A 21,394-nucleotide genomic window follows, 5' to 3' on the forward strand; every position below is an offset into this window, starting at 1 on the left:
TTGGCAATGACGCACTCAATCAGGTATTCTGTGCGCACCTGAGGGGCGGTTAGACCCTTTTACCAGGTTAGTCAAATTATCGCATATTCTGCCACTGGCTGAAAATTATGCAAAATGACATAAAATCAAATGTACTTCTCTCATCGTGCCGAAAACAGTACAAGGCATGATGTTAATCATAAATGTCGATGTCATCCTGCGCTACGCTTTGTGACACACTGACGTTTTTTTAGCCACGTATCATAAAAGGTACTTCCATGTCGAGTAAGTTAGTACTGGTTCTGAACTGCGGTAGCTCCTCTCTGAAATTCGCTATCCTTGATGCCGTCAACGGTGATGAATACCTGTCTGGTTTAGCAGAATGTTTCCATCTTCCTGAAGCCCGTATCAAATGGAAAATGGACGGCAGCAAGCAAGAAGCCGAATTAGGCGCTGGCGCTGCTCACAGTGAAGCGCTGAACTTTATCGTTAACACTATTCTGGCACAAAAACCAGAACTGTCTGCTCAGCTGACCGCAATCGGCCACCGTATCGTTCACGGTGGTGAAAAATACACCAGCTCCGTCGTTATCGATGACTCGGTTATTCAGGGAATTAAAGACTCCGCCTCTTTCGCCCCGCTGCACAACCCGGCGCACCTGATCGGTATCGCAGAAGCCCTGAAATCCTTCCCTAATCTGAAAGACAAGAACGTTGCCGTGTTCGACACCGCGTTCCATCAGACCATGCCGGAAGAATCTTACCTCTATGCCCTGCCGTACAGCCTGTACAAAGAACACGGCGTACGTCGCTACGGCGCGCACGGCACCAGCCACTTCTATGTGACTCAGGAAGCCGCGAAAGTTCTGAACAAACCGGTTGAAGAGCTGAACATCATCACCTGCCATCTGGGCAACGGTGGTTCCGTTTCCGCTATCCGCAACGGTAAATGCGTTGACACTTCCATGGGTCTGACTCCGCTGGAAGGTCTGGTGATGGGTACGCGTTCTGGCGATATCGACCCGGCAATCATTTTCCATCTGCACGATGCCCTGGGCATGAGCGTAGACGCCATCAACAAAATGCTGACCAAAGAGTCCGGCCTGCTCGGTTTGACCGAAGTGACCAGCGACTGCCGCTACGTTGAAGACAACTACCAGGAAAAAGCTGACGCTAAACGTGCCATGGACGTTTACTGCCACCGCCTGGCAAAATATATCGGCTCCTACACCGCGCTGATGGATGGTCGTCTGGACGCCGTCGTATTCACCGGTGGTATCGGTGAGAACGCCGCGATGGTTCGCGAACTGTCTCTGGGTAAACTGGGCGTACTGGGCTTTGAAGTTGATCACGAGCGTAACCTGGCTGCCCGTTTCGGTAAGTCTGGCTTCATCAACAAAGAAGGCACTCGCCCGGCTATCGTCATTCCGACCAACGAAGAGTTGGTCATCGCGCAGGACGCCAACCGTCTGACCGCCTGATTCCACACCGCCAGCCATAACCCTAAATAATTCGAGTTGCAGGAAGGCGGCGACGCAGAGAATCCCCAGGAGCGTACGAGTAGTACGTAACTGGGGTGAGCGAGTAAAGCCAACGCACATGCAACTTGAAGTATGACGGGAAGCTGGTGGTGCAGTTTTGTATCCCGCCTGATACTGGCGGTAACGAAAGAGGATATATCGTGTCCCGTACAATCATGCTGATCCCTACCGGAACCAGCGTAGGCCTGACCAGCGTCAGCCTCGGTGTTATCCGTGCTATGGAACGTAAAGGCGTTCGCCTGAGCGTCTTTAAACCTATCGCTCAACCGCGTGCCGGTGGCGATGCGCCAGACCAGACTACCACCATCATTCGCGCGAACTCCGACCTTCCGGCCGCAGAACCGTTGAAAATGAGCCACGTTGAGTCGCTGCTCTCCAGCAACCAGAAAGACGTGCTGATGGAAGAGATCATCGCCAACTACCACGCCAACGCGCAGGATGCGGAAGTGGTGCTGGTTGAAGGTCTGGTCCCGACCCGCAAACATCAGTTTGCCCAGTCTCTGAACTACGAAATCGCGAAAACGCTTAACGCTGAAATCGTCTTTGTGATGTCCCAGGGTACCGATACTCCGGAACAGCTGAAAGAGCGCATTGAGTTGACTCGCAGCAGCTTCGGCGGCGCGAAAAACACCAGCATCACCGGCGTCATCGTCAACAAGCTGAATGCACCGGTTGACGAACAGGGCCGTACTCGCCCGGACCTGTCGGAAATCTTTGACGACTCTTCCAAAGCAAAAGTCGTGAAGATCGATCCGGCTCAGCTGCAGAGCGGTAGCCCATTACCGGTTCTGGGCGCGGTGCCGTGGAGCTTCGATCTGATCGCCACTCGTGCGATTGATATGGCGCATCACCTGAACGCCACCATCATCAACGAAGGCGACATCAATACCCGCCGCGTGAAGTCCGTCACCTTCTGTGCGCGTAGCATTCCGCACATGCTGGAACACTTCCGCGCAGGCTCTCTGCTGGTTACTTCCGCAGACCGTCCTGACGTACTGGTCGCCGCCTGCCTGGCCGCGATGAACGGCGTGGAAATCGGCGCTATCCTGCTGACCGGGGCCTATGAAATGGACCCGCGCGTAAGCAAGCTGTGCGAACGCGCGTTTGCTACCGGCCTGCCGGTATTCATGGTTAACACCAACACCTGGCAGACCTCTCTGAGCCTGCAGAGCTTCAACCTGGAAGTGCCGGTTGACGATCACGAGCGTATTGAGAAAGTTCAGGAATACGTGGCTAACTATATCAACGCCGACTGGATTGAATCCCTGACCGCGACTTCCGAGCGCAGCCGTCGTCTCTCTCCGCCAGCCTTCCGCTATCAGCTCACCGAGCTGGCGCGTAAAGCAGGCAAGCGTGTTGTTCTGCCGGAAGGCAACGAACCGCGTACCGTTAAAGCCGCGGCTATCTGCGCCGAGCGCGGTATCGCGACCTGCGTACTGCTGGGTAACCCGGATGAAATCACCCGCGTTGCCGCTTCTCAGGGCGTAGAGTTGGGCGCCGGTATTGAAATCGTTGACCCGGAAGTGGTTCGCGAAAGCTACGTTGCTCGCCTGGTCGAGCTGCGTAAGAGCAAAGGCATGACCGAAGCGGTTGCCCGCGAGCAGCTGGAAGACAACGTGGTTCTCGGCACCCTGATGCTGGAACAAGACGAAGTCGACGGCCTGGTATCCGGTGCGGTTCACACCACCGCCAACACCATCCGTCCGCCGCTGCAGCTGATCAAAACTGCGCCGGGTAGCTCTCTGGTCTCCTCCGTATTCTTCATGCTGCTGCCGGAACAGGTTTACGTTTACGGCGACTGCGCGATCAACCCGGATCCGACCGCTGAACAGCTGGCTGAAATCGCTATCCAGTCCGCAGACTCCGCGATTGCCTTCGGCATCGAACCGCGCGTAGCCATGCTCTCCTACTCCACCGGTACCTCTGGCGCCGGCAGCGATGTTGAGAAAGTACGCGAAGCGACTCGTCTGGCGCAGGAAAAACGTCCTGACCTGATGATCGACGGCCCGCTGCAGTACGATGCTGCGGTTATGGCTGACGTAGCGAAATCCAAAGCGCCGAACTCTCCGGTTGCTGGCCGCGCTACCGTGTTCATCTTCCCGGACCTGAACACCGGTAACACCACTTACAAAGCCGTACAGCGTTCTGCCGACCTGATCTCTATCGGGCCGATGCTGCAGGGGATGCGTAAGCCGGTGAACGACCTGTCCCGTGGCGCGCTGGTTGACGATATCGTCTATACCATCGCCCTGACCGCGATTCAGTCGTCCCAGCAGCAAGCATAATCTGCCCGCTGCATGAAAAAAGGCGACCTCAGGGTCGCCTTTTTATTTACAGCAGCTCTCGCGCCGCCGAGACAATATCATGCGCCGTCAGGCCATACTCCTTCTGCAAGAAGTCCTGCGTTCCCACCTGGCCATAACGCTCCTTCACCCCCACACGACGCATCGGAACCGGGCAGGTCTCCACCAGGACTTCCGCCACCGCCGATCCCAGTCCGTTATGAATACTGTGGTTTTCACAGGTCACGATACGCCCGGTTTTTTCGGCGTAATTTTTCACCAGCATACGGTCGATAGGCTTCAGGGTAAACATATCAATCACCGCCGCGCTGACCCCTTCCTGCTCAAGTTGACGTGCTGCCTCAAGGGCTTCCGCCACCATGATCCCGTTGGCAATCAAGGTGATGTCTTCACCTTCGCGCAGCACATTACCTTTGCCAATCGTAAACGTCGAACCCGGCGCGTAGACGCTCGGCGCCTGTTTGCGGATCGTGCGTACCCAGTAAAAACCGTCGAGATCGATAAGCTGCCGCAGGATATCCTCAAACATCACCGCATCGGTCACTTCCAGCACCACCGAATGCGCGAGGCCGCGCACAATACCCATATCCTCAAACGACATATGGGTTCCGCCGTTATGGCAGGCGGTCACCCCGGCGTCAGAAGCGATCACCTTGACGTTGTTCCGCTGATAGTCCAGCGCCATAAACAACTGGTCGAAGCAGCGGCGGCTGGCGAAAGCGGTAAAGGTATGGACAAACGGCTTACGCCCGGTCAACGATAGTCCGGCGGCGGTACCAATCACGTTCGCTTCCATAATGCCGCAGTTGATGACGTGCTGCGGATGCTGCCTCGCGACGCCATCCATCGCCATAGAGCTCATCAGATCCGCTTCCAGGGCGATAATCGGGCTATGGGCTTCAATCTGCTGCGCGACAAACCCGGCATAGACTTTACGCATCTCTATGGCATCTTTTTGTCCTGCAGGTGCAACTTTAATCATGTTCGGCCTCCAGCTGGCGAATCGTCTCGTTTAGCGTCTTTTTCATCTCGTCAGTCAGGCGCAAGTGATGGTTGTTACTGAGATTCTCGAGATACGGCACGCCCTGGCCTTTCACGCTATCGAGAATAACGACCCGCGGGCGCGCATCGGCGGGAGGAACGGGCTGAACCGCCGCCAGCAGTCCGGGGATGTCATCGCCTTTGACGGTAACAACATCAAAACCAAAGGCGCGGAATTTATCTTCCAGATTAAAAGCGCGAATGATCTCATCCAGCCTGCCGTCAAGCTGTAGCTTGTTCCAGTCAACAAACACGGTCAGATTATTCAGGCGATGATGGGCAATAAACTGGAACGCTTCCCAGCACTGGCCTTCATTCAACTCACCGTCGCCAACGATGCAGAATACCCGATTCGCCCGTCCCGCCAGCTTATGCGACAGCGCCATTCCGCCGGCGATGGAAATCCCCTGCCCCAGAGAGCCGGTAGTGGCATCCACCCCGCGCGTTTTCAACCGATCCGGGTGGCTTGGCAGCCGCGTACCGTTCTGGTTTAGCGTACTCAGCTCCTCCAGCGGAAAATATCCCTTAATCGCTAATGTGCTGTACAGCGCGGGGCCGGCATGACCTTTTGATAACACAAAGTAGTCGCGCTCTGGCCAGTCCGGGTCCGCGGGGTCAATTTTCATCACCGCGCCGTACAATACCGCCAGCGTCTCCACGACCGACATACTGCCGCCGTAATGGCCGAAACCAAGATCCGTTAGTGATTTAAGGGTGGCGACGCGAATGTCCCGCGCCAGTTGGGTTACTTCTTTCACATTCATGATTTAGCTCCGCTGTTCTCCTGCGCGCCGCCGCCCGCAGATCTCTTTTTCGCAAAAACGTTGTACACCACCAGCAGTACGAACAACGCCACCACAAGGCCGGTAATAGCAAACGGCGACAGATAGCGGGCCAGGTTGCCCAGCACGATACCGACGGCGCCGAAATCCGCATCCGAGAAAGTGGTGTTGGCAAAGCCAATCGCGCCCAGCACCGGCAACAGCAGTACCGGCAGGAAGGTGATCAGCAGACCGTTGGCAAACGCCCCTATCATCGCCCCGCGCCGTCCGCCGGTGGCGTTGCCAAACACGCCGGCGGTCGCGCCGGTAAAGAAATGCGGCACCACGCCGGGCAGGATCAGCACCCACTTGAACTGCCCGCAGAGGAACAGCCCGACCAGGCCGCCCAGGAAGCTGAACAGAAAGCCAATCAGTACCGCATTGGGCGCATAGGGATAGACTACCGGGCAGTCCAGCGCCGGACGGGCATTAGGCACCAGCTTCTCCGAAAATCCGGTAAAGGCCGGTACGATTTCCGCCAGGATTAGACGTACCCCTTGCAAGATGATGAACACCCCGGCGGCGAAGGTAATCGCCATAATGATGGCGTATACCAGGTAGTTCTGGCCGCCGCTGAAAGTGCTTTCAACATATTCACGCCCCGCGCTCACCGCCATAATCAAATAGATAATCATCATGGTCAGCGAAATGGAGATGGAGCTGTCACGCAGGAAACTCAGGTTTTTCGGTAGGTTCATCTCTTCGGTTGAACGCGAGCCTTTACCGCAGACGCTACCGATCCATCCCGAAAGGACATAGCCCAGGGTGCCGAAGTGGCCGAAAGCGATGTCATCTGTACCGGTAATACGCTTCATATAGCGCTGGGCCAGCGCCGGGAAGAACGCCATCACCAGGCCGAGGATCAGGGAACCGGTAAAGACCAGCCCGATACCTTCAAAACCCGCCACGGTAAGAATCACGCCGATCATACAAGCCATGTAGAAGGTGTGGTGGCCGGTCAGGAAGATATACTTCAGACGCGTAAATCGGGCGACTACAATATTCGCTACCATCCCGAACGCCATAATCAGCGCGGTTGAAGCGCCGTATTTTTCCAGCGCAATAGAAACAATCGCCTCGTTATTAGGAATAATACCCTGAATATTAAAAGCATGCTCAAACATGCCCCCCAGTGGATTCAGCGAACCGACTAATACCGTCGCGCCGCCGCCGAGAACAATAAAACCCAGAATAGTTTTAATGGTTCCCTTGACGACATCGGAGAAAGATTTCTTTTGCGCTACCAGGCCAATTAACGCAATTAAACCGACCAGCACCGAGGGTACTTTTAGAATATCAACAACAAAATTCAGCGTTTCAAGGATAAACATATCCACCTCGCTATAAATAGTTATTGTCTGGCGAACCACGCACGCAGCTGCGCTTCGAGTTCGTTAATATCGATGATGTTGGTAATCACCACCAGCTGGCTTTCCGGGACGCTGGCGCTGGCGGCAATATCCTTAGCCATGACGAATAAATCTGCCGCACCGGGGATTGCCGAGGACAGATCGGAATGTTCCACCTCGGCTTCAATTTCGAGTTTTTTGAGCACTTTTTTAATATTCATCTCAACCATAAAACTGCTGCCCAGGCCGGAACCGCAAATTGCCATAATTTTCATTGTTATCACCTTTTTTGGGTAGAGTAGGTCCGCATCACGCAGGTGCGTAATGGGTTATAAGTCGGATAATAAAATTAAATCAGAAACGCGTGATGATAGTTTTTATCTCCTCCAGGTTGGTTGCCTGATGTAATTTATTCATATCTTCATCGCTGGAAAATAATTCCGCCAGCGCAGAGATCGTTTCAATATGACTGTGCTTATCCGGCGCCGCCAGCATAATAATAATATCGACCGGGTCGAAGTCTTTAGAGCCAAAGGAAATGCCCTGTTCGAGTTTCAGCAGCGAGAGACCTAAACCTTTCGCCCCCTCTTCCGGCCGCGCATGCGGCATTGCCAGGCCCGGAGCCAACACATAGTAAGGCCCTAGCTTACGGTGCTGCTCAATGATCGCCGCTACATATTCAGGTTCTATAACTCCGGCTTCAAGCAGCGGTCTGGCACAGATGTCCAGTGCCTGCTGCCAGCTTTCTACCTTCTGCCGTAACGTGATGGTGGTATCAGAGAGCCATGTCTTAAGCATTTTACCCCTCGTCTTTTAACAAAAGATGGGCAAACTTTATGCAAGCAGGCAATAGTTATCTGGGATAAAGATCACAAAGATAGCGCTACCAACGTTGAACATTCAGATTTGTGATAGCGCTATCAATTCGCAATCATCCCATCAAAACGCAGCAAAAAGTCCCGTTTAAGGCGTATACTCCCTGACACGTGAAGTAATGGATGATAATAAAAAGCGTCTGTTTAGCAGGAATATGTATGTCTCTAACCCGAAAACGGCGTAGCACCGGAAAGGTGACCATCGCCGATGTTGCTCAGTTGGCTGGAGTGGGTACCATGACCGTGTCCCGCGCCCTTCGTACGCCGGAACAGGTTTCCGATAAGCTTCGCGAAAAAATCGAAGCGGCGGTGCAAGAACTGGGATATATGCCTAACCTCGCCGCTAGCGCACTGGCTTCCGCGTCCTCAAGAACCATAGCGATGGTCGTGCCGAATCTGACGGAGGCGGGCTGCTCGGCAATGTTCGCCGGACTTCAGCAAATATTACAGCCAGCAGGTTATCAAATCATGCTGGCGGAATCGCAGCATCGTCTGGAGCAGGAAGAGAAACTACTGGAAACGCTGCTGGCTTCTAACATCGCCGCCGCCATTCTACTGAGCGTTGAGCACAGCGATACCGTACGCCACTGGCTGCAGAACGCCTCGATTCCGGTGGTGGAGATGGGCGCGATGCGCGCCGATCCTATCGACATGAATATCGGCATCGATAACGTGGCGGCGATGTTCGAGCTGACGGAAATGCTTATCCACCGCGGCTATCAGAATATCGGTCTACTGTGCGCCAATCAGGAACAGTGGATTTTTCAGCAGCATTTGCAGGGGTGGTATAAAGCCATGCTGCGCCATCATATGTCGCCTAACCGGGTAATTAACGCCGCGCTGCCCGCCAACTTTTCCACCGGCGCTTCGCAGCTGCCGGAGTTTTTGCTCGCATGGCCGGAACTGGATGCGCTGGTTTGCGTTTCCGATGAGCTGGCATGCGGAGCGCTGTATGAATGTCAGCGTCGGCGCATCAAAGTTCCTGATGATTTAGCCGTTGTCGGCTTTGGGGATAGCGACGTAAGCCGGGTCTGCCAGCCGCCGTTAACGACGATGGCGGTACCGCACCATAAGATTGGCATCGAAGCCGGCCGTGCACTACTGGAGCGACTTAGCGAGGGAAACTGGAGCGACAGAAGGCCCATCGCATCCAGTTTATGCATGAGGGATAGCTGTTAAAACTACTCGGCCTCTTCCTGCTTTTCAGCTTTTGCTGACTCATTATTGGCATTGCGGGTCATCCACAGCGCCAGCGCTTTTAATGAATCCGGAGTGAACTCGTCGCAGCGGGCGGTGATCTCTTCCGGCGTCAGCCAGCACACTTCGCTCACCTCTTCCTCCTGTAAAGCAAAAGGCCCGTGTGACACGCAGCTGAACAGACCGCCCCAGACGCGGCAATGTTTATCCTCATAGTAGAACTGGCCGTGGTCAGCGAAAGGCACGCCGGCAATGCCGAGCTCCTCTTCCGCTTCGCGGCGCGCGGACTCCAGCATTTGCTCGTCAGCCTGCACCACGCCGCCGGCGGTAGCGTCCAGCATTCCCGGCTGAAAATCTTTCGTTTCGGTACGACGCTGTACCAGGATTTTGCCCATCCCATCATGAACAACAATGTAGGTCGCCCGATGACGCAAACACTCCGCGCGCATTTGTTCGCGGCTGGATTGTGCTATCACCTCATTGTTTTCATTAACAATATCGACCCATTCTGTGCTTGCCAAATGATTCTGTTCCGCCATCAGGAAACCTTACTTTTTAAAGCGCTCTTACGGCGCGTCTATACGGTTGAGGGGTAAATTACGGGTAAATTGCGACCTCTGCAATAACCTGATTATCATCGAGTGCTAAAACCTGCAATTGCCCCTCGTTCAGCAGACCGTAGCTGGCGGTAAATCCCCCTTTAGGGATGCTGACCGAGCCGGGATTGAAGAGGAAAATCTCACCGCGTTTCTCGGCAACCGGAATATGAGTATGACCATAAGCCAGCACATCGCCAGCGGCGAGGGGAGGCAAATTATCGGGGCTATACAGATGTCCGTGGGTCAGAAAAAGGCGGGTTCGCTCGCTCAAAACCTGCTGCCAGGGGGCGGTAATGGGGAAATGAAGCAACATCTGATCGACTTCGCTGTCGCAGTTGCCGCGTACGGCAATCACCCGCTCCGCCACGCTATTAAGCGCCTCCGCAACCTGGGCTGGGGCATAGCCTTCGGGAAGCGCGTTACGCGGCCCGTGATTAAGCACATCGCCGAGGATAACCAGCCACTGCGCCCCACTGCGCGCGAACAGCTCAAGCACGCGTTCAGCGGCAGGCAGAGAGCCGTGGATATCCGAGGCAAACATCAGCTTCATACTATTTATCTCCACGCATGACGATGCGTCTATGATAACGGAACCGCTGAAGCTTATCAGCCCGCGCGTTTGGCTGAGAGTGCGACGTAGCGCTGGACCGACGCCCGCTGCCACTGGAAGACGGCGTAATCCGCCAGCGCGGCGGGGACCTCATCGCCGTTAAGGACCAGTCGATTGAGCATCAGCGCCAGGTCGGTATCGGCAATGGACCACTCGCCAAATAGATTCTGCCCGCCGTGGGACAACAGTAAGCCAGCCGTTTCAAACAGCTTCGCGGCGCTTTTTCGCCCGGCGTCGCTGAGCGGAGGCTTCTTTGCTCCGCCAAAGACCACGTCCGTGGAACGCTCTTCACGGATCGGCATTAAATCGCTGCGCAGCCAGGCCTGTACCTGACGCGCCCGCGCGCGCTTTTGCAGATCATGCGGGTAAAGCCGCTCCCATTCCGGGGGCGCAAAGCGCTCATCCAGATATTCGGTAATCGCAGAGGATTCGCTCAGAAAAAACTCGCCGATCTCCAGCAGCGGTACGCGTCGCGTTGCGCTGTAGCCTTTCCAGCCGCTTTGCAGATGCTCGCCGCTGTCAAGGTTGACGGTTTTTAGGGTAAAAGGCAGGCTCTTTTCCTGCAGGGCAACGTATACGGACATCACATATGGCGAGAAAAAATCGGCGTCGGACCACAGGGTAATCGCGGGCTGGCTCATAGCATCCTCAATGGCTAATGTAATGGGGCGATACGCCAACATATCCTGTCTTTCAGAGGATGTCACTGACCGCTACCCTCAGGATCTTACATACTTCTCTGAGGTGTACGCGCTCGGCGAAAGTCATCCAGAATGAGGTAAACCTGCCGGATGACGCCAGTTCACCTATACTCGAAAAGTTTGCGACCTGTGACGGCGAGGGACTCTCATGATCGATCTTTACTATGCACCCACCCCTAATGGCCACAAAATCACGCTATTTCTTGAAGAAGCGCAGCTGCCTTACCGCCTGATCCGGGTGGATATCAGTAAAGGGGAGCAGTTTAAACCGCCGTTTCTGGCGATCTCACCGAACAACAAGATCCCGGCGATCGTTGACGATACTCCCGCCGACGGCGGCGCCCCGTTAAGCCTGTTTGAGTCCGGAGAAATCCTGCTTTATCTGGCTGAAAAAACTGGCAAATTACTGAGCGGCGAACTCCGCGAACGCCACGTTACGCTACAGTGGTTATTCTGGCAAGTCGGTGGGTTAGGGCCGATGCTCGGGCAAAATCATCATTTCAACCACTTTGCTCCGCAGGCGGTGCCCTACGCCATTGAACGCTATCAGGTGGAAACGCAGCGTCTGTATGGCGTGCTCAATCGGCGCCTTGGCGAGAGCCCCTGGCTTGGCGGCAACCACTACAGCATCGCCGATATCGCCTGCTGGCCGTGGGTGAATGCCCATCAGCGCCAGCGTATCGACCTCGCCAGTTTTCCGGCGGTGCATAACTGGTTTGAGCGCATTCGCCAGCGCCCGGCCACCGTTGAAGCGCTGCTGAAAACAGAAGCCCATTAACCCCCTGCTCGCCCGGGAAGCTTTGATGTATGATGGCGGAAATTACTACACGGAGGAAGCCTGCCATGTCTCAACCAGACGCCATTATTCGAATTAAGAACCTGCGCCTGCGTACTTTTATCGGAATTAAAGAGGAAGAGATCGCCAACCGCCAGGACGTGGTGGTTAACGTCGCTATCCACTATCCGGCGGAGAAATCACGCAACAGCGAAGACATTAACGATGCGCTGAACTACCGCACCATCACCAAGCGCATTATTAGCCATATTGAGAATAACCGCTTCTCTCTGCTGGAAAAATTAACTCAGGATGTGCTCGATATCGCACGCGAACATCACTGGGTCACTTATGCTGAAGTAGAGATCGATAAACTGCACGCGCTGCGCTACGCCGATTCGGTATCCATGACGATGAGCTGGCGGCGTTAGACGCATCACCTTAGGGAGGCGCTATGAACGTTCTGCTTACTGGCGGTACCGGCCTGATTGGCCGACATCTGATTCCCCGGCTGCTGGAGCTGGGGCATCACATAACGGTTTCAACGCGCAGCCCTGAAAAGGCCAAAAGCCGCCTCGATTCGCGCGTCACCCTGTGGCGCGATTTCGAGCATCAGGCGAACCTCAACGGCATTGATGCCGTCATTAACCTGGCAGGCGAGCCGATCGCCGATAAACGCTGGACGGCGGAGCAGAAACAGCGTCTCTGCCACAGCCGCTGGGATATCACGCAAAAGCTGGTCAAGCTCTTCAACGCCAGCGATACGCCACCCGCGGTGCTGATAAGCGGTTCCGCCACCGGTTACTATGGCGACCTCGGTGAAGTCGTGGTTACCGAAGAAGAGCCGCCGCATAACGAGTTTACCCATAAGCTTTGCGCCCGCTGGGAGCAAATCGCCTGTGAAGCGCAGAGCGATCGCACCCGCGTCTGCCTGCTGCGTACCGGCGTGGTGCTGGCGCCGCGCGGCGGCATTCTGGCCAAAATGACGCCAGCTTTTAAACTTGGCCTCGGCGGCCCTATCGGTAGCGGAAGGCAATATCTGGCGTGGATCCATATCGACGACATGGTCAACGGTATACTCTGGCTGCTGGATAATGACCTGCGGGGGCCGTTTAATATGGTTTCCCCTTACCCGGTGCGCAACGAGCAGTTCTCCCACGCGCTGGGTCATGCGTTGAATCGGCCCGCCATTTTCCGCGTCCCGGCGGCGGCGATTCGCCTGCTGATGGGAGAATCTTCCGTTCTGGTACTCGGCGGCCAGCGCGCGCTGCCAAAACGCCTGGAAGCAGCCGGATTTGTCTTTCGTTGGTACGATTTGGAACAAGCCCTGGCCGATGTGCTGAAATAGTTCAGGGCCTTCAGGGAGATCCCGGCGATCTCCCTGATCTGTTATTCGTGGAACCCTCCTCGCAGCGCGCAAAAACCACCACGCTTGTCGCGTCTTAACTGTGAATCTCATTCCAGCGATCTCCCCTTCACTCTGTCATAACCCCTGCGTGTGATTTTACCTTACCCGGCGTTGACATTCGTCAACATCATATTCAATATTAGCAGGACACATTGATGAAGGAACATCTGGATAAACATATCAGAGCCGCAATTGACTACGCGCTGGCGCGCGGCTGGATTCTTCTCTCTGGCGGCAAAAGCGCGCACTGTTTTGGACGACTAATGTGCGGAACAGCCCGCCATCGGGAACACATGATGAGCATCTGGTCAACGCCGGCGGTGCCCATTCACCATGCCAGGCAAATCATCCGCATGGTCGATCGCTGTCTGATACCCGTATCGGGTCAGATTAACCACAAGAAGGATTAAACCATGGCGCTGTATAACTTTACGCTCACACTCTCCGGCGTCACCGCGCATACCGTGGGGCTGGAGGATGCGCTGCATGCGGCAGGCTGCGCTGATGCCCTGGTCTGCTTTTACGGAACGGCAGTCTATGTGGAGTTCGACCGCGAATGCGCCTCTCTCGAACAGGCCATTTTGTCAGCGATTGCCGATATCGAATCCGCTCCGGCCCTGAATGCGCGGGTCGAATCCGTCGATTCCGCGCTGGTAGGATTAAGCGATATTGCTGAACTCACCGGCCTGACGCGACAGGCCATCGCCTTATTGAAAGATGGCGCACGAGGCTCGGGGCAGTTTCCAGGGCCGGTACAACGCGTGAAAGGCAATTCGCCGCTGTGGCGCTGGAAAACCGTCGTCGGCTGGCTGGTGATGGAGGGACGGCTTGCCGGGGATTCGCCGCTGGTCGCCCACGCCGAGGTGCTGGACAACTTCAACCTGGCGCTGCAGTTGAGGGCGACACAAGAGAGCAACACCGTGCTGCGCTATCTCCGCGGGCTCGAAAATCAGCACCGGGCTTCACCGACGCTCGCTTAGACGCGTAAACATTCCGGCGCTTTATGGTGTTAAGGTGGCGGAATAATCCACCTCTATGGACTGCATGATGATAATACTGACTACGCCGCGCCTGCGCCTCTCGCCGTTTCACGCATCCGACTGGCCATTTTTCCTGCGCTTACGGCGAGACCCGGAAGTGATGCGCTATATGGGCGAGGTTCTTGAAGAGCCAGCGCTGCGGGCGCTGTTTGAATCCCGCTGCGCTGACCCTGGCGTATTCGTATTGCGCGACAGCAGCGGCGAGGCGGTTGGCGATATTGGCCTGCGCATCAGTGGTAAAAATCCGCACGAAGCGGATGTCGGATACGCTCTTATGCCCGATGCACAGGGAAAGGGCTATGCCAGCGAAGCGTTAAAAGCGATTTGCGACTACGGCTTTAACCAACTCGGCGTTCACGCGATAAATGCCTGGGTGCTGGGCAATAACGCTGGCTCTTCCCGCCTGCTGGAAAAACACGGTTTTATCCGCATTCAGGTGCTTGAAAAAGCGTATCATTTGAACGGAATGGATTTCGATGACTGGGTGTATCGGCTGGAGCGCTAGCCGTCCCGGCGGAGGGGATTCCGCCGGAGGCATAGACAGTACTACTTTAACGAGCCCTTCAGGAACTGCTGCAGGCGCGGGCTTTTCGGATTGCCGAAAACATCGTCAGGGTGCCCTTCTTCTTCAATCTTGCCCTGATGCAGGAAAATCACGTGCGAAGAGACATGGCGCGCAAAGCCCATTTCATGCGTTACCACGACCATGGTTTTTCCCTCTTCCGCCAGCTGCTGCATAATGCGCAGCACTTCGCCTACCAGTTCAGGGTCAAGCGCCGATGTCGGTTCATCAAACAGCAGTACGTCGGGCTCCATCGCCAGCGCGCGGGCAATGGAAACGCGCTGCTGCTGGCCGCCGGAGAGGTGCACCGGATATTTAATCTGCTGGCGTTCGTCAATACCGACTTTTGCCAGATATTTGACCGCCCGATCGCGGGCTTCCTGTTTGCTCAGACCCAGTACCTGAATCGGCGCTTCCATCACGTTTTCCAGCACCGTCATATGGCTCCACAGGTTAAAATGCTGGAATACCATCGTCAGGCGAGTACGTAGTAAACGTAGCTGGTTTTTATCAGAAACCTTTAACTGACCGTCTTTATCGCGAACCAGGCCAATGTTTTGCCCGTTAACAACAATCGTCCCTTCGCTGGGCTTTTCAAGAAAGTTAATGCAGCGCAAAAAGGTACTTTTACCGGAGCCGGATGAACCAATAATACTGATCACGTCTCCGGCTTTCGCCCGCAGTGAGACGCCTTTCAGTACCTCATGCTCACCGTAACGTTTATGCAGATCGATTACATTTAATTTATTGTCGGACATGGCGTTCTCAGTGCGTCGAAGAAGGTTTGATGTGCTGGAGCCAGCGCTTTTCCGCTCTGCGGAACAGGCTAATCAGCACATACGAGATAATTAAATACAGTACTGCGGCAATACCAAAGGCGGTAAACGGCTGGTAGGTTGCCGAGTTAATATCGCGGGCAATTTTCAGCAGATCCGGCACCGTGGCGGTAAAAGCCAGCGCGGTGGAATGCAGCATCAGAATCACTTCGTTGCTGTATGCAGGCAGAGCGATACGCAGCGCGGAAGGGAGGATAATGCAGCGATACATTTTAACCGAGGAAAAACCATACGCCCGAGCGGCCTCTATCTCGCCTGCCGGCACTGAACGAATCGCCCCGGCGAAAATCTCCGTAGTATAGGCGCAGGTATTCAGCGTCAGCGCCAGCACCGTACAGTTCAGCCCGCTGCGAAAGAAGGCGTTCAGTAGTTCAGTGCCTTTGACGATTTCCAGCGTATACATCCCGGAATAGAACACCAGCAGCTGAACGTACAGCGGCGTGCCGCGAAAGATATAGGTGAATAGCCAGATGGGGAACCGGATAAATTTGTTGCTCGACACGCGGCCTATCGCGAGGAAAATGGCCAGGATGCCGCCCATCACCACGGAAGAGATCAGCAGCCAGAGCGTAATCGCGACGCCGGTAAAGCGGTAGCCGTCGGTCCACAGCAGGGATTTCCAGTACTCCTGAATAATGTCAATCACAGGTCAGCCCTCTTCACGCCCACAGAGTAACGGCGTTCGAGCATCAGCAGCACACCATTGGAAACCGTTGTAAATACAAGATAAATCAGGCCGCAGACGATAGCGAAGTAGAACGGCTCCCAGGTGCTTTTACCCGCCAGCTGGGTTGCCTTGACCACATCCTCCAGCCCCAGCAGCGAGACCAGCGCGGTCGCTTTGAGGATCACCTGCCAGTTGTTGCCTATTCCAGGCAGCGCATAGCGCATCATTGCCGGGAACAGAATGCGACGAAAGGTTTGCCCGCCGCTAAAGCCGAAGGCCGTCGCCGCTTCAATATGCCCCGTCGGCACAGCCAGGAAAGCGCCGCGAAAAGTTTCGGTAAAGTAGGCGCCGTAAATAAAGCCCAGCGTGATGATACCCGCCACCATTGGGTCAATATCAAACTGCGCCAGACCAAGCGCATCGGTCACGCTGTTGAGCGCAATCTGCAGCCCGTAGAAAATCAGCAGCATCAGCACCAGATCGGGTACGCCGCGGATTAAAGTGGTATAGCCTTCAAAAATCAGCGCTAATGGACGATTATTGGAAAGTTTCGCCCCAGCGCCCGCCAGGCCGATAAGCACCGCCAGAACGACCGAGCTTAACGCCAGCTCAAGGGTGACCAGCGCGCCCTGAAATATAACCTGTGAAAACCCGTACAGCATGCTGTCTGCCCTGTCTGTCATCAACCATCACGCGTGAAATCACGCGCGATGGGGTACGCGGGATGATTAGTCGCCGTACACGTTAAAATCGAAATATTTCTTCGCCAGCTTGTCGTAGGTGCCGTCCTGGCGCATCTCGGCAAAGGCTTTATTCAATGCTTCACGCAGTTCGTTGTCTTCTTTACGTAGCCCCATACCGGTGCCGACGCCGAACAGCTTCTCGTCTTTAATCGACGGGCCGCCGAACTGATAATCCTTACCGATAGGCTGCTTGAGGAAACCTTCGCTGGCGGCGACTTCATCCTGGAACGCAGCATCGATACGTCCAGCGGTCAGGTCAGAATAAATATTGTCCTGCCCCTGGTAGGAAACAATTTCAATACCCTTCGGTGCCCAGTGCTCGTTACCGTAGGTTTCCTGAGTGGTGCCCTGCAGAACGCCAACGCGTTTGCCTTTCAGCTTCGCGAGGTCTGGCGTAATATCGCTGCCTTTTTTCACGACCAGGCGCGAATCCGCCGCGTAAAGCTTGTCGGTGAAGGCAATTTCCTGTTGACGTTTTTCGGTGATTGAAAGCGAAGACATAATGGCATCGATTTTCTTCGCTTTTAAAGACGGGATCAGCGCGTCCAGCGGGTTCTCAATAAAGGTACATTGCGTATTGATGCGCTTACAGAGTTCTTTTGCCAGATCGATGTCAAAACCAACCAATTCACCCTGTGCATTCTTGGATTCGAACGGGGCATAAGTAGGATCGGTGCCGATGCGGACTTTTTGCGGAATGGCTGCGAATACAGTGGAAACGCTGGAAAGGGCCAGCGCTAAAGAGAGAGACAACGCCAGTTTTTTCATAACTATCCTCAACAGACTGTCATTCTAACGGATTTATTAGAAGTACTTACGGCAGTTATCGTGCCATTATTCGCCCCGGTAAGGCAAAACATTCCGCGCCGGGAAGCAAATTTTTTCGCACCAGAAACGCTTAACTATGCATTTTTTTAACATCCCGCGTGGAATTTTTTGCACCAAAAAGATCCACAAAAGCGTGAGCGCACCAATAAGGGGCAGAAATAGATGCGCGTGGCCCGGCGTCCGGGCCAGCGGACGTCTTAGTCACCGTAAACGTTGAAGTCGAAGTACTTCTTCGCCATTTTGTCGTAGGTGCCGTCTTTACGCATGTCAGCCAACGCTTTATCAAACGCGGCCTTCAGCTCGCTATCGTCCTTACGCAGGCCGATGCCGGTACCATCACCGAAGAATTTTTTGTCTTTAACGGAAGGACCGGCAAACGCAAAATCTTTACCGGCGGGTTGTTTGAGGAAACCTTCACTCGCGGCCACTTCATCCTGCAATGCGGCGTCAAGACGGCCAGCGGAGAGGTCTGAGTAGATCAAATCCTGGTTCTGATAAGCCACAACATCGACGCCGTGGCTGCGCCAGCGTTCATTACCATAGGCCTCCTGGGTAGAGCCCTGAAGCACGCCGACATGCTTGCCTTTCAGCGATTCCAGCGTCGGCTGAATCGGCGAGCCTTTCGCGGCAATCAGGCGCGAGTCGGCGGCGTAGAGCTTGTCAGAAAACGCAATTTCCTGCTGGCGTTTTTCAGTAATCGACAACGAAGAGATGATGGCGTCGATTTTCTTGGCCTTCAGCGACGGGATCAGGGAGTCGAAATCGCTGCCAACCCAGGTACATTTTACTTTGATACGCGAACAGAGCTCATTGCCCAAATCAATGTCAAAACCCACGAAATCCCCTTTCGCATCCTTAGAAGAGAAAGGCGCGTAGGTGGCATCGGTGCCAATGCGAATACTCTGCGGCAGCGCAGCGAATGCGCTGGAGGCGCTGCAAATGCCCATCATTAAAGAGAGAGCCAGAACCGTCTTCTTCATAGGTTACCCTTAAGTGTCGTGATGTTGTTATGCGATGCGTTATTTTGTTATTTGTGCTGCCGATAAAATCTTGCACGTTTTATGCCATTTTCTCAGTGCGTGCTGCAAATGGCGTTAAATTTGTTAAATAAAGGTTGCAAGTTTGTCTTAAAAGGGAAGATACCAGCAATAACGGATAAACCGCAGTGCCGCAGCGCAAAAAAACAAATTAAATGTTGAGGATTTGATCGAGGCTACAAAATTGCACTGCGGCAATGCAGATGTGAATAAAGCGCACTATCTTAGTGCGCTTTACGCTCCCTGCCAGCGGGTAAAGAGGTCTTCAGGAAGAGAAATATCAAACTGATCGATAACGCGGTTGACCGTCTGGTTTATCACGTCATCAAGGGTCTTTGGCCGATGATAAAACGCGGGAACCGGCGGCATAATCACCGCGCCCATTTCCGCCGCCTGGACCAGCAGACGCAGGTGACCAAGGTGGAACGGCGTTTCCCGTACGCACAGCACCAGCGGGCGGCGCTCTTTAAGCACCACGTCCGCCGCCCTGGTCAGCAGACCATCGGTATAGCTATGAACAATGCCGGAGAGGGTCTTCATCGAACACGGCAAAATCACCATTCCGGCGGTCTTAAAAGAGCCGGAAGAGATGCTGGCAGCGATATCGCGGGCATCGTGCACCACATCGGCTAACGCCTGCACCTCGCGCAGGGAGAAATCTGTCTCCAGCGCCAGCGTCTGCCGCGCGGCCTGGCTTAGAATAAGATGGGTTTCGACATCAGAAACCTCGCGCAAGACCTGGAGCAAACGCACGCCGTAGATTGCGCCGCTGGCGCCAGAAATGCCGATAATGAGTCGCTTCACGTTGATTGCCCTTTTCCCACAATGGCGCAGACTTTGCCGGATTATAGCCCCTGACGCAACCGCGGACCCGCAATTGGTGCGAGAAAATAAAAAAGCCCGCGGCCATCGGACCACGGGCTTTCGGCAAATCAAAGGATTACCCTTCGTTATGCATCTCTAAGTTTTCGACTTCGTTCTGCAGCTGAACCGCTTTCGCATCGTCGTTACGCAGGGAATCGAGATAGTCCAGATACTGCTGATCGACATCTTTAGTGACGTAGATACCGTTGAACACCGAGCATTCAAACTGCTGAATATCCGGATTCTCCGCGCGCACCGCGTCAATCAGATCGTCCAGATCCTGGAAAATCAGGCCATCGGCGCCGATGATCTGGCGAATCTCGTCCACCTCACGCCCGTGCGCGATCAGCTCATTGGCGGTCGGCATATCGATGCCATACACGTTCGGGAAGCGAATTTCCGGCGCAGCGGAGGCCAGATACACCTTCTTAGCCCCTGCTTCGCGCGCCATCTCGATAATCTGCTCTGAGGTGGTGCCGCGCACGATGGAGTCATCCACCAGCAGCACGTTCTTATCGCGGAATTCGGCGCGGTTGGCGTTAAGCTTACGGCGCACGGACTTACGGCGCAGCTGCTGCCCCGGCATGATAAAGGTACGGCCAACGTAGCGGTTTTTAACAAAGCCCTGGCGGTAAGGTTTGTCGAGAATACGGGCAATTTCCAGCGCGATATCGCAGGAGGTTTCCGGGATAGGAATGACCACGTCGATATCCAGATCTTCCCACTCACGGGCAATTTTCTCACCCAGCTTAGTCCCCATATTAACGCGGGCGCTGTAGACGGAGATTTTGTCGATGAAGGAGTCCGGACGCGCAAAGTAAACGTATTCGAACAGGCACGGGTTGCTGACCGGGTTCTCCGCGCATTGACGAGTGAACAGCTGGCCTTTTTCGGTGATATACACCGCTTCGCCAGGCGCCACGTCGCGCAGGAACTCAAAGCCTAGCGTATCCAGCGCTACGCTTTCCGAAGCGACCATATATTCGGTGCGGCCATCGCCAATATCGCGTTTACCCAGCACCAGCGGACGGATGCCGTTCGGGTCGCGGAAGGCGACCATACCGTGGCCGATAATCATCGCCACGCAGGCGTAAGCGCCGCGAATCTGGCGGTTGGTGGCAGCGATCGCCGCAAAAATGTTGTCTGCTTCCAGCGGGTAGTGGCGGAAATTGTCCAGCTCGCTGGCGAAGATGTTGAGCAGAATTTCGGAATCAGAGGTGGTGTTGATGTGGCGGCGTTTTTCTTCAAACAGCTTTTTACGCAGCTCGTGAGCGTTAGTCAGGTTACCGTTGTGCGCCAACGTAATGCCATACGGCGAGTTGACGTAGAAAGGCTGTGCCTCGGAGGCGCTGGAACTGCCAGCCGTCGGGTAACGAACGTGACCAATACCCATATTGCCCTGCATACGCTGCATATGGCGAGCTTCAAAAACGTCGCTCACCAGTCCGTTCGCCTTACGCAAACGGAAACAGTTGTTCGCATCAATGGTGATGATGCCTGCGGCATCCTGGCCACGATGCTGAAGCACCGTTAACGCGTCATAAATGGACTGGTTTACCGGCATAACACCGGCGATACCGACAATACCGCACATACGTCTTTTCCTCGTTAAGCTACA

General features: G+C 54.8%; 24 protein-coding genes. 9 read left to right on the top strand and 15 right to left on the bottom strand.

Annotated elements, in window-relative coordinates; genetic code table 11:
- The first annotated feature begins 257 nt into the window (after window positions 1-257).
- Both ackA and pta read left to right on the top strand, forming a co-directional pair.
- Window positions 258-1,460, top strand: a complete 1,203-nt coding sequence (gene ackA / locus KCG39_RS10655; protein WP_004123156.1) for an acetate kinase — start codon at window positions 258-260, stop codon at window positions 1,458-1,460.
- A gap of 200 nt (window positions 1,461-1,660) precedes the next feature.
- The gene (gene pta / locus KCG39_RS10660) at window positions 1,661-3,805 is read left to right on the top strand and encodes a phosphate acetyltransferase (RefSeq protein ID WP_004123158.1); all 2,145 of its coding nucleotides are present in this window, start codon (window positions 1,661-1,663) and stop codon (window positions 3,803-3,805) included.
- Between the two features lie 46 nt (window positions 3,806-3,851).
- Here the strand turns inward: pta and KCG39_RS10665 are convergent, their stop codons facing one another.
- The 5 genes from KCG39_RS10665 to KCG39_RS10685 all read right to left on the bottom strand — a co-directional run bounded on the left by KCG39_RS10665 (window position 3,852) and on the right by KCG39_RS10685 (window position 7,832).
- The gene (locus tag KCG39_RS10665) at window positions 3,852-4,805 is read right to left on the bottom strand and encodes a transketolase family protein (RefSeq protein ID WP_087829164.1); all 954 of its coding nucleotides are present in this window, start codon (window positions 4,803-4,805) and stop codon (window positions 3,852-3,854) included.
- Complete coding sequence (locus KCG39_RS10670) at window positions 4,798-5,628, bottom strand: transketolase (RefSeq protein WP_139529135.1); 831 nt, start codon at window positions 5,626-5,628, stop codon at window positions 4,798-4,800. Before KCG39_RS10670 ends, KCG39_RS10665 begins: the two co-directional genes overlap by 8 nt.
- Window positions 5,625-7,016 carry a PTS ascorbate transporter subunit IIC gene (locus KCG39_RS10675; RefSeq protein ID WP_049087141.1) on the bottom strand — a complete coding sequence of 464 codons (1,392 nt, stop codon included), beginning with the start codon at window positions 7,014-7,016 and terminating at the stop codon, window positions 5,625-5,627. Before KCG39_RS10675 ends, KCG39_RS10670 begins: the two co-directional genes overlap by 4 nt.
- A 20-nt stretch (window positions 7,017-7,036) precedes the next feature.
- Complete coding sequence (locus tag KCG39_RS10680) at window positions 7,037-7,309, bottom strand: PTS sugar transporter subunit IIB (protein ID WP_004123166.1); 273 nt, start codon at window positions 7,307-7,309, stop codon at window positions 7,037-7,039.
- Window positions 7,310-7,388: 79 nt separating this feature from the next.
- Window positions 7,389-7,832, bottom strand: a complete 444-nt coding sequence (locus KCG39_RS10685; protein WP_139529136.1) for a PTS sugar transporter subunit IIA — start codon at window positions 7,830-7,832, stop codon at window positions 7,389-7,391.
- Between the two features lie 236 nt (window positions 7,833-8,068).
- Between KCG39_RS10685 and KCG39_RS10690 the strand changes: the two genes are divergently transcribed.
- Window positions 8,069-9,088: a LacI family DNA-binding transcriptional regulator gene (locus KCG39_RS10690; protein WP_004123170.1), complete on the top strand. Its 1,020-nt coding sequence runs from the start codon at window positions 8,069-8,071 to the stop codon at window positions 9,086-9,088.
- Window positions 9,089-9,090: 2 nt separating this feature from the next.
- Here KCG39_RS10690 and yfcD read toward each other — a convergent pair whose 3' ends face one another.
- The 3 genes from yfcD to yfcF are packed head-to-tail and all read right to left on the bottom strand — an operon-like array spanning window position 9,091 to window position 10,956.
- Complete coding sequence (gene yfcD / locus KCG39_RS10695; RefSeq protein WP_004123172.1) at window positions 9,091-9,645, bottom strand: NUDIX hydrolase YfcD; 555 nt, start codon at window positions 9,643-9,645, stop codon at window positions 9,091-9,093.
- 58 nt (window positions 9,646-9,703) lie between these two features.
- Window positions 9,704-10,255, bottom strand: coding sequence for a phosphodiesterase (yfcE, locus tag KCG39_RS10700; RefSeq protein WP_004123174.1), 552 nt, complete (start codon window positions 10,253-10,255; stop codon window positions 9,704-9,706).
- A 56-nt stretch (window positions 10,256-10,311) separates the two neighbouring features.
- Window positions 10,312-10,956 carry a glutathione transferase gene (gene yfcF / locus KCG39_RS10705; protein WP_004123181.1) on the bottom strand — a complete coding sequence of 215 codons (645 nt, stop codon included), beginning with the start codon at window positions 10,954-10,956 and terminating at the stop codon, window positions 10,312-10,314.
- Between the two features lie 208 nt (window positions 10,957-11,164).
- On the opposite strand from yfcF, the gene yfcG reads away from it, so the two are divergent.
- The 6 genes from yfcG to KCG39_RS10735 all read left to right on the top strand — a co-directional run bounded on the left by yfcG (window position 11,165) and on the right by KCG39_RS10735 (window position 14,744).
- Complete coding sequence (gene yfcG, locus KCG39_RS10710) at window positions 11,165-11,794, top strand: GSH-dependent disulfide bond oxidoreductase (protein ID WP_004123183.1); 630 nt, start codon at window positions 11,165-11,167, stop codon at window positions 11,792-11,794.
- A 65-nt stretch (window positions 11,795-11,859) separates the two neighbouring features.
- Entirely contained in the window at window positions 11,860-12,222 is a 363-nt protein-coding gene (gene folX / locus KCG39_RS10715; RefSeq protein ID WP_004104107.1) for a dihydroneopterin triphosphate 2'-epimerase, read from the top strand.
- 23 nt (window positions 12,223-12,245) lie between these two features.
- Window positions 12,246-13,139: a TIGR01777 family oxidoreductase gene (locus KCG39_RS10720; protein WP_142468013.1), complete on the top strand. Its 894-nt coding sequence runs from the start codon at window positions 12,246-12,248 to the stop codon at window positions 13,137-13,139.
- Window positions 13,140-13,354: 215 nt separating this feature from the next.
- Complete coding sequence (locus KCG39_RS10725; RefSeq protein WP_004123187.1) at window positions 13,355-13,609, top strand: hypothetical protein; 255 nt, start codon at window positions 13,355-13,357, stop codon at window positions 13,607-13,609.
- A 3-nt stretch (window positions 13,610-13,612) separates the two neighbouring features.
- The gene (locus KCG39_RS10730) at window positions 13,613-14,179 is read left to right on the top strand and encodes a hypothetical protein (RefSeq protein ID WP_004123189.1); all 567 of its coding nucleotides are present in this window, start codon (window positions 13,613-13,615) and stop codon (window positions 14,177-14,179) included.
- 67 nt (window positions 14,180-14,246) lie between these two features.
- A complete protein-coding gene (locus tag KCG39_RS10735; protein ID WP_087829184.1) occupies window positions 14,247-14,744 on the top strand; it encodes a GNAT family N-acetyltransferase in 498 nt (165 codons plus the stop codon).
- Between the two features lie 41 nt (window positions 14,745-14,785).
- Here KCG39_RS10735 and hisP read toward each other — a convergent pair whose 3' ends face one another.
- The 7 genes from hisP to purF form a co-directional block, all read right to left on the bottom strand.
- Entirely contained in the window at window positions 14,786-15,559 is a 774-nt protein-coding gene (gene hisP / locus KCG39_RS10740; RefSeq protein WP_004123193.1) for a histidine ABC transporter ATP-binding protein HisP, read from the bottom strand.
- A 7-nt stretch (window positions 15,560-15,566) separates the two neighbouring features.
- Window positions 15,567-16,283: a histidine ABC transporter permease HisM gene (gene hisM / locus KCG39_RS10745; RefSeq protein WP_004123196.1), complete on the bottom strand. Its 717-nt coding sequence runs from the start codon at window positions 16,281-16,283 to the stop codon at window positions 15,567-15,569.
- The gene (locus KCG39_RS10750) at window positions 16,280-16,966 is read right to left on the bottom strand and encodes a histidine ABC transporter permease HisQ (RefSeq protein ID WP_004123199.1); all 687 of its coding nucleotides are present in this window, start codon (window positions 16,964-16,966) and stop codon (window positions 16,280-16,282) included. Before KCG39_RS10750 ends, hisM begins: the two co-directional genes overlap by 4 nt.
- Before the next feature lie 66 nt (window positions 16,967-17,032).
- On the bottom strand, window positions 17,033-17,815 hold the full coding sequence (gene hisJ, locus KCG39_RS10755) for a histidine ABC transporter substrate-binding protein HisJ (RefSeq protein WP_004123203.1): 783 nt from the start codon (window positions 17,813-17,815) through the stop codon (window positions 17,033-17,035).
- Between the two features lie 257 nt (window positions 17,816-18,072).
- Window positions 18,073-18,855: a lysine/arginine/ornithine ABC transporter substrate-binding protein ArgT gene (gene argT / locus KCG39_RS10760; RefSeq protein ID WP_004123206.1), complete on the bottom strand. Its 783-nt coding sequence runs from the start codon at window positions 18,853-18,855 to the stop codon at window positions 18,073-18,075.
- A gap of 291 nt (window positions 18,856-19,146) precedes the next feature.
- The gene (locus tag KCG39_RS10765; RefSeq protein ID WP_049114653.1) at window positions 19,147-19,716 is read right to left on the bottom strand and encodes a UbiX family flavin prenyltransferase; all 570 of its coding nucleotides are present in this window, start codon (window positions 19,714-19,716) and stop codon (window positions 19,147-19,149) included.
- Window positions 19,717-19,852: 136 nt separating this feature from the next.
- Window positions 19,853-21,370 carry an amidophosphoribosyltransferase gene (purF, locus tag KCG39_RS10770; protein ID WP_004123211.1) on the bottom strand — a complete coding sequence of 506 codons (1,518 nt, stop codon included), beginning with the start codon at window positions 21,368-21,370 and terminating at the stop codon, window positions 19,853-19,855.
- Between the last annotated feature and the right edge of the window lie 24 nt (window positions 21,371-21,394).

Source organism: Klebsiella pasteurii (assembly GCF_018139045.1).
In the GTDB taxonomy this organism is placed as follows: domain Bacteria; phylum Pseudomonadota; class Gammaproteobacteria; order Enterobacterales; family Enterobacteriaceae; genus Klebsiella; species Klebsiella grimontii.

Excerpts from the sequence above, each read along its gene's own strand:
- ackA (WP_004123156.1), top strand. The coding sequence starts at position 258 with ATGTCGAGTAAGTTAGTACTGGTTCTGAACTGCGGTAGCTCCTCTCTG.
- KCG39_RS10665 (WP_087829164.1), bottom strand. The coding sequence starts at position 4,805 with ATGATTAAAGTTGCACCTGCAGGACAAAAAGATGCCATAGAGATGCGT.
- KCG39_RS10670 (WP_139529135.1), bottom strand. The coding sequence starts at position 5,628 with ATGAATGTGAAAGAAGTAACCCAACTGGCGCGGGACATTCGCGTCGCC.
- KCG39_RS10675 (WP_049087141.1), bottom strand. The coding sequence starts at position 7,016 with ATGTTTATCCTTGAAACGCTGAATTTTGTTGTTGATATTCTAAAAGTA.
- KCG39_RS10680 (WP_004123166.1), bottom strand. The coding sequence starts at position 7,309 with ATGAAAATTATGGCAATTTGCGGTTCCGGCCTGGGCAGCAGTTTTATG.
- KCG39_RS10685 (WP_139529136.1), bottom strand. The coding sequence starts at position 7,832 with ATGCTTAAGACATGGCTCTCTGATACCACCATCACGTTACGGCAGAAG.
- KCG39_RS10690 (WP_004123170.1), top strand. The coding sequence starts at position 8,069 with ATGTCTCTAACCCGAAAACGGCGTAGCACCGGAAAGGTGACCATCGCC.
- yfcD (WP_004123172.1), bottom strand. The coding sequence starts at position 9,645 with ATGGCGGAACAGAATCATTTGGCAAGCACAGAATGGGTCGATATTGTT.
- yfcE (WP_004123174.1), bottom strand. The coding sequence starts at position 10,255 with ATGAAGCTGATGTTTGCCTCGGATATCCACGGCTCTCTGCCTGCCGCT.
- yfcF (WP_004123181.1), bottom strand. The coding sequence starts at position 10,956 with ATGAGCCAGCCCGCGATTACCCTGTGGTCCGACGCCGATTTTTTCTCG.
- yfcG (WP_004123183.1), top strand. The coding sequence starts at position 11,165 with ATGATCGATCTTTACTATGCACCCACCCCTAATGGCCACAAAATCACG.
- folX (WP_004104107.1), top strand. The coding sequence starts at position 11,860 with ATGTCTCAACCAGACGCCATTATTCGAATTAAGAACCTGCGCCTGCGT.
- KCG39_RS10720 (WP_142468013.1), top strand. The coding sequence starts at position 12,246 with ATGAACGTTCTGCTTACTGGCGGTACCGGCCTGATTGGCCGACATCTG.
- KCG39_RS10725 (WP_004123187.1), top strand. The coding sequence starts at position 13,355 with ATGAAGGAACATCTGGATAAACATATCAGAGCCGCAATTGACTACGCG.
- KCG39_RS10730 (WP_004123189.1), top strand. The coding sequence starts at position 13,613 with ATGGCGCTGTATAACTTTACGCTCACACTCTCCGGCGTCACCGCGCAT.
- KCG39_RS10735 (WP_087829184.1), top strand. The coding sequence starts at position 14,247 with ATGATAATACTGACTACGCCGCGCCTGCGCCTCTCGCCGTTTCACGCA.
- hisP (WP_004123193.1), bottom strand. The coding sequence starts at position 15,559 with ATGTCCGACAATAAATTAAATGTAATCGATCTGCATAAACGTTACGGT.
- KCG39_RS10750 (WP_004123199.1), bottom strand. The coding sequence starts at position 16,966 with ATGCTGTACGGGTTTTCACAGGTTATATTTCAGGGCGCGCTGGTCACC.
- hisJ (WP_004123203.1), bottom strand. The coding sequence starts at position 17,815 with ATGAAAAAACTGGCGTTGTCTCTCTCTTTAGCGCTGGCCCTTTCCAGC.
- argT (WP_004123206.1), bottom strand. The coding sequence starts at position 18,855 with ATGAAGAAGACGGTTCTGGCTCTCTCTTTAATGATGGGCATTTGCAGC.
- purF (WP_004123211.1), bottom strand. The coding sequence starts at position 21,370 with ATGTGCGGTATTGTCGGTATCGCCGGTGTTATGCCGGTAAACCAGTCC.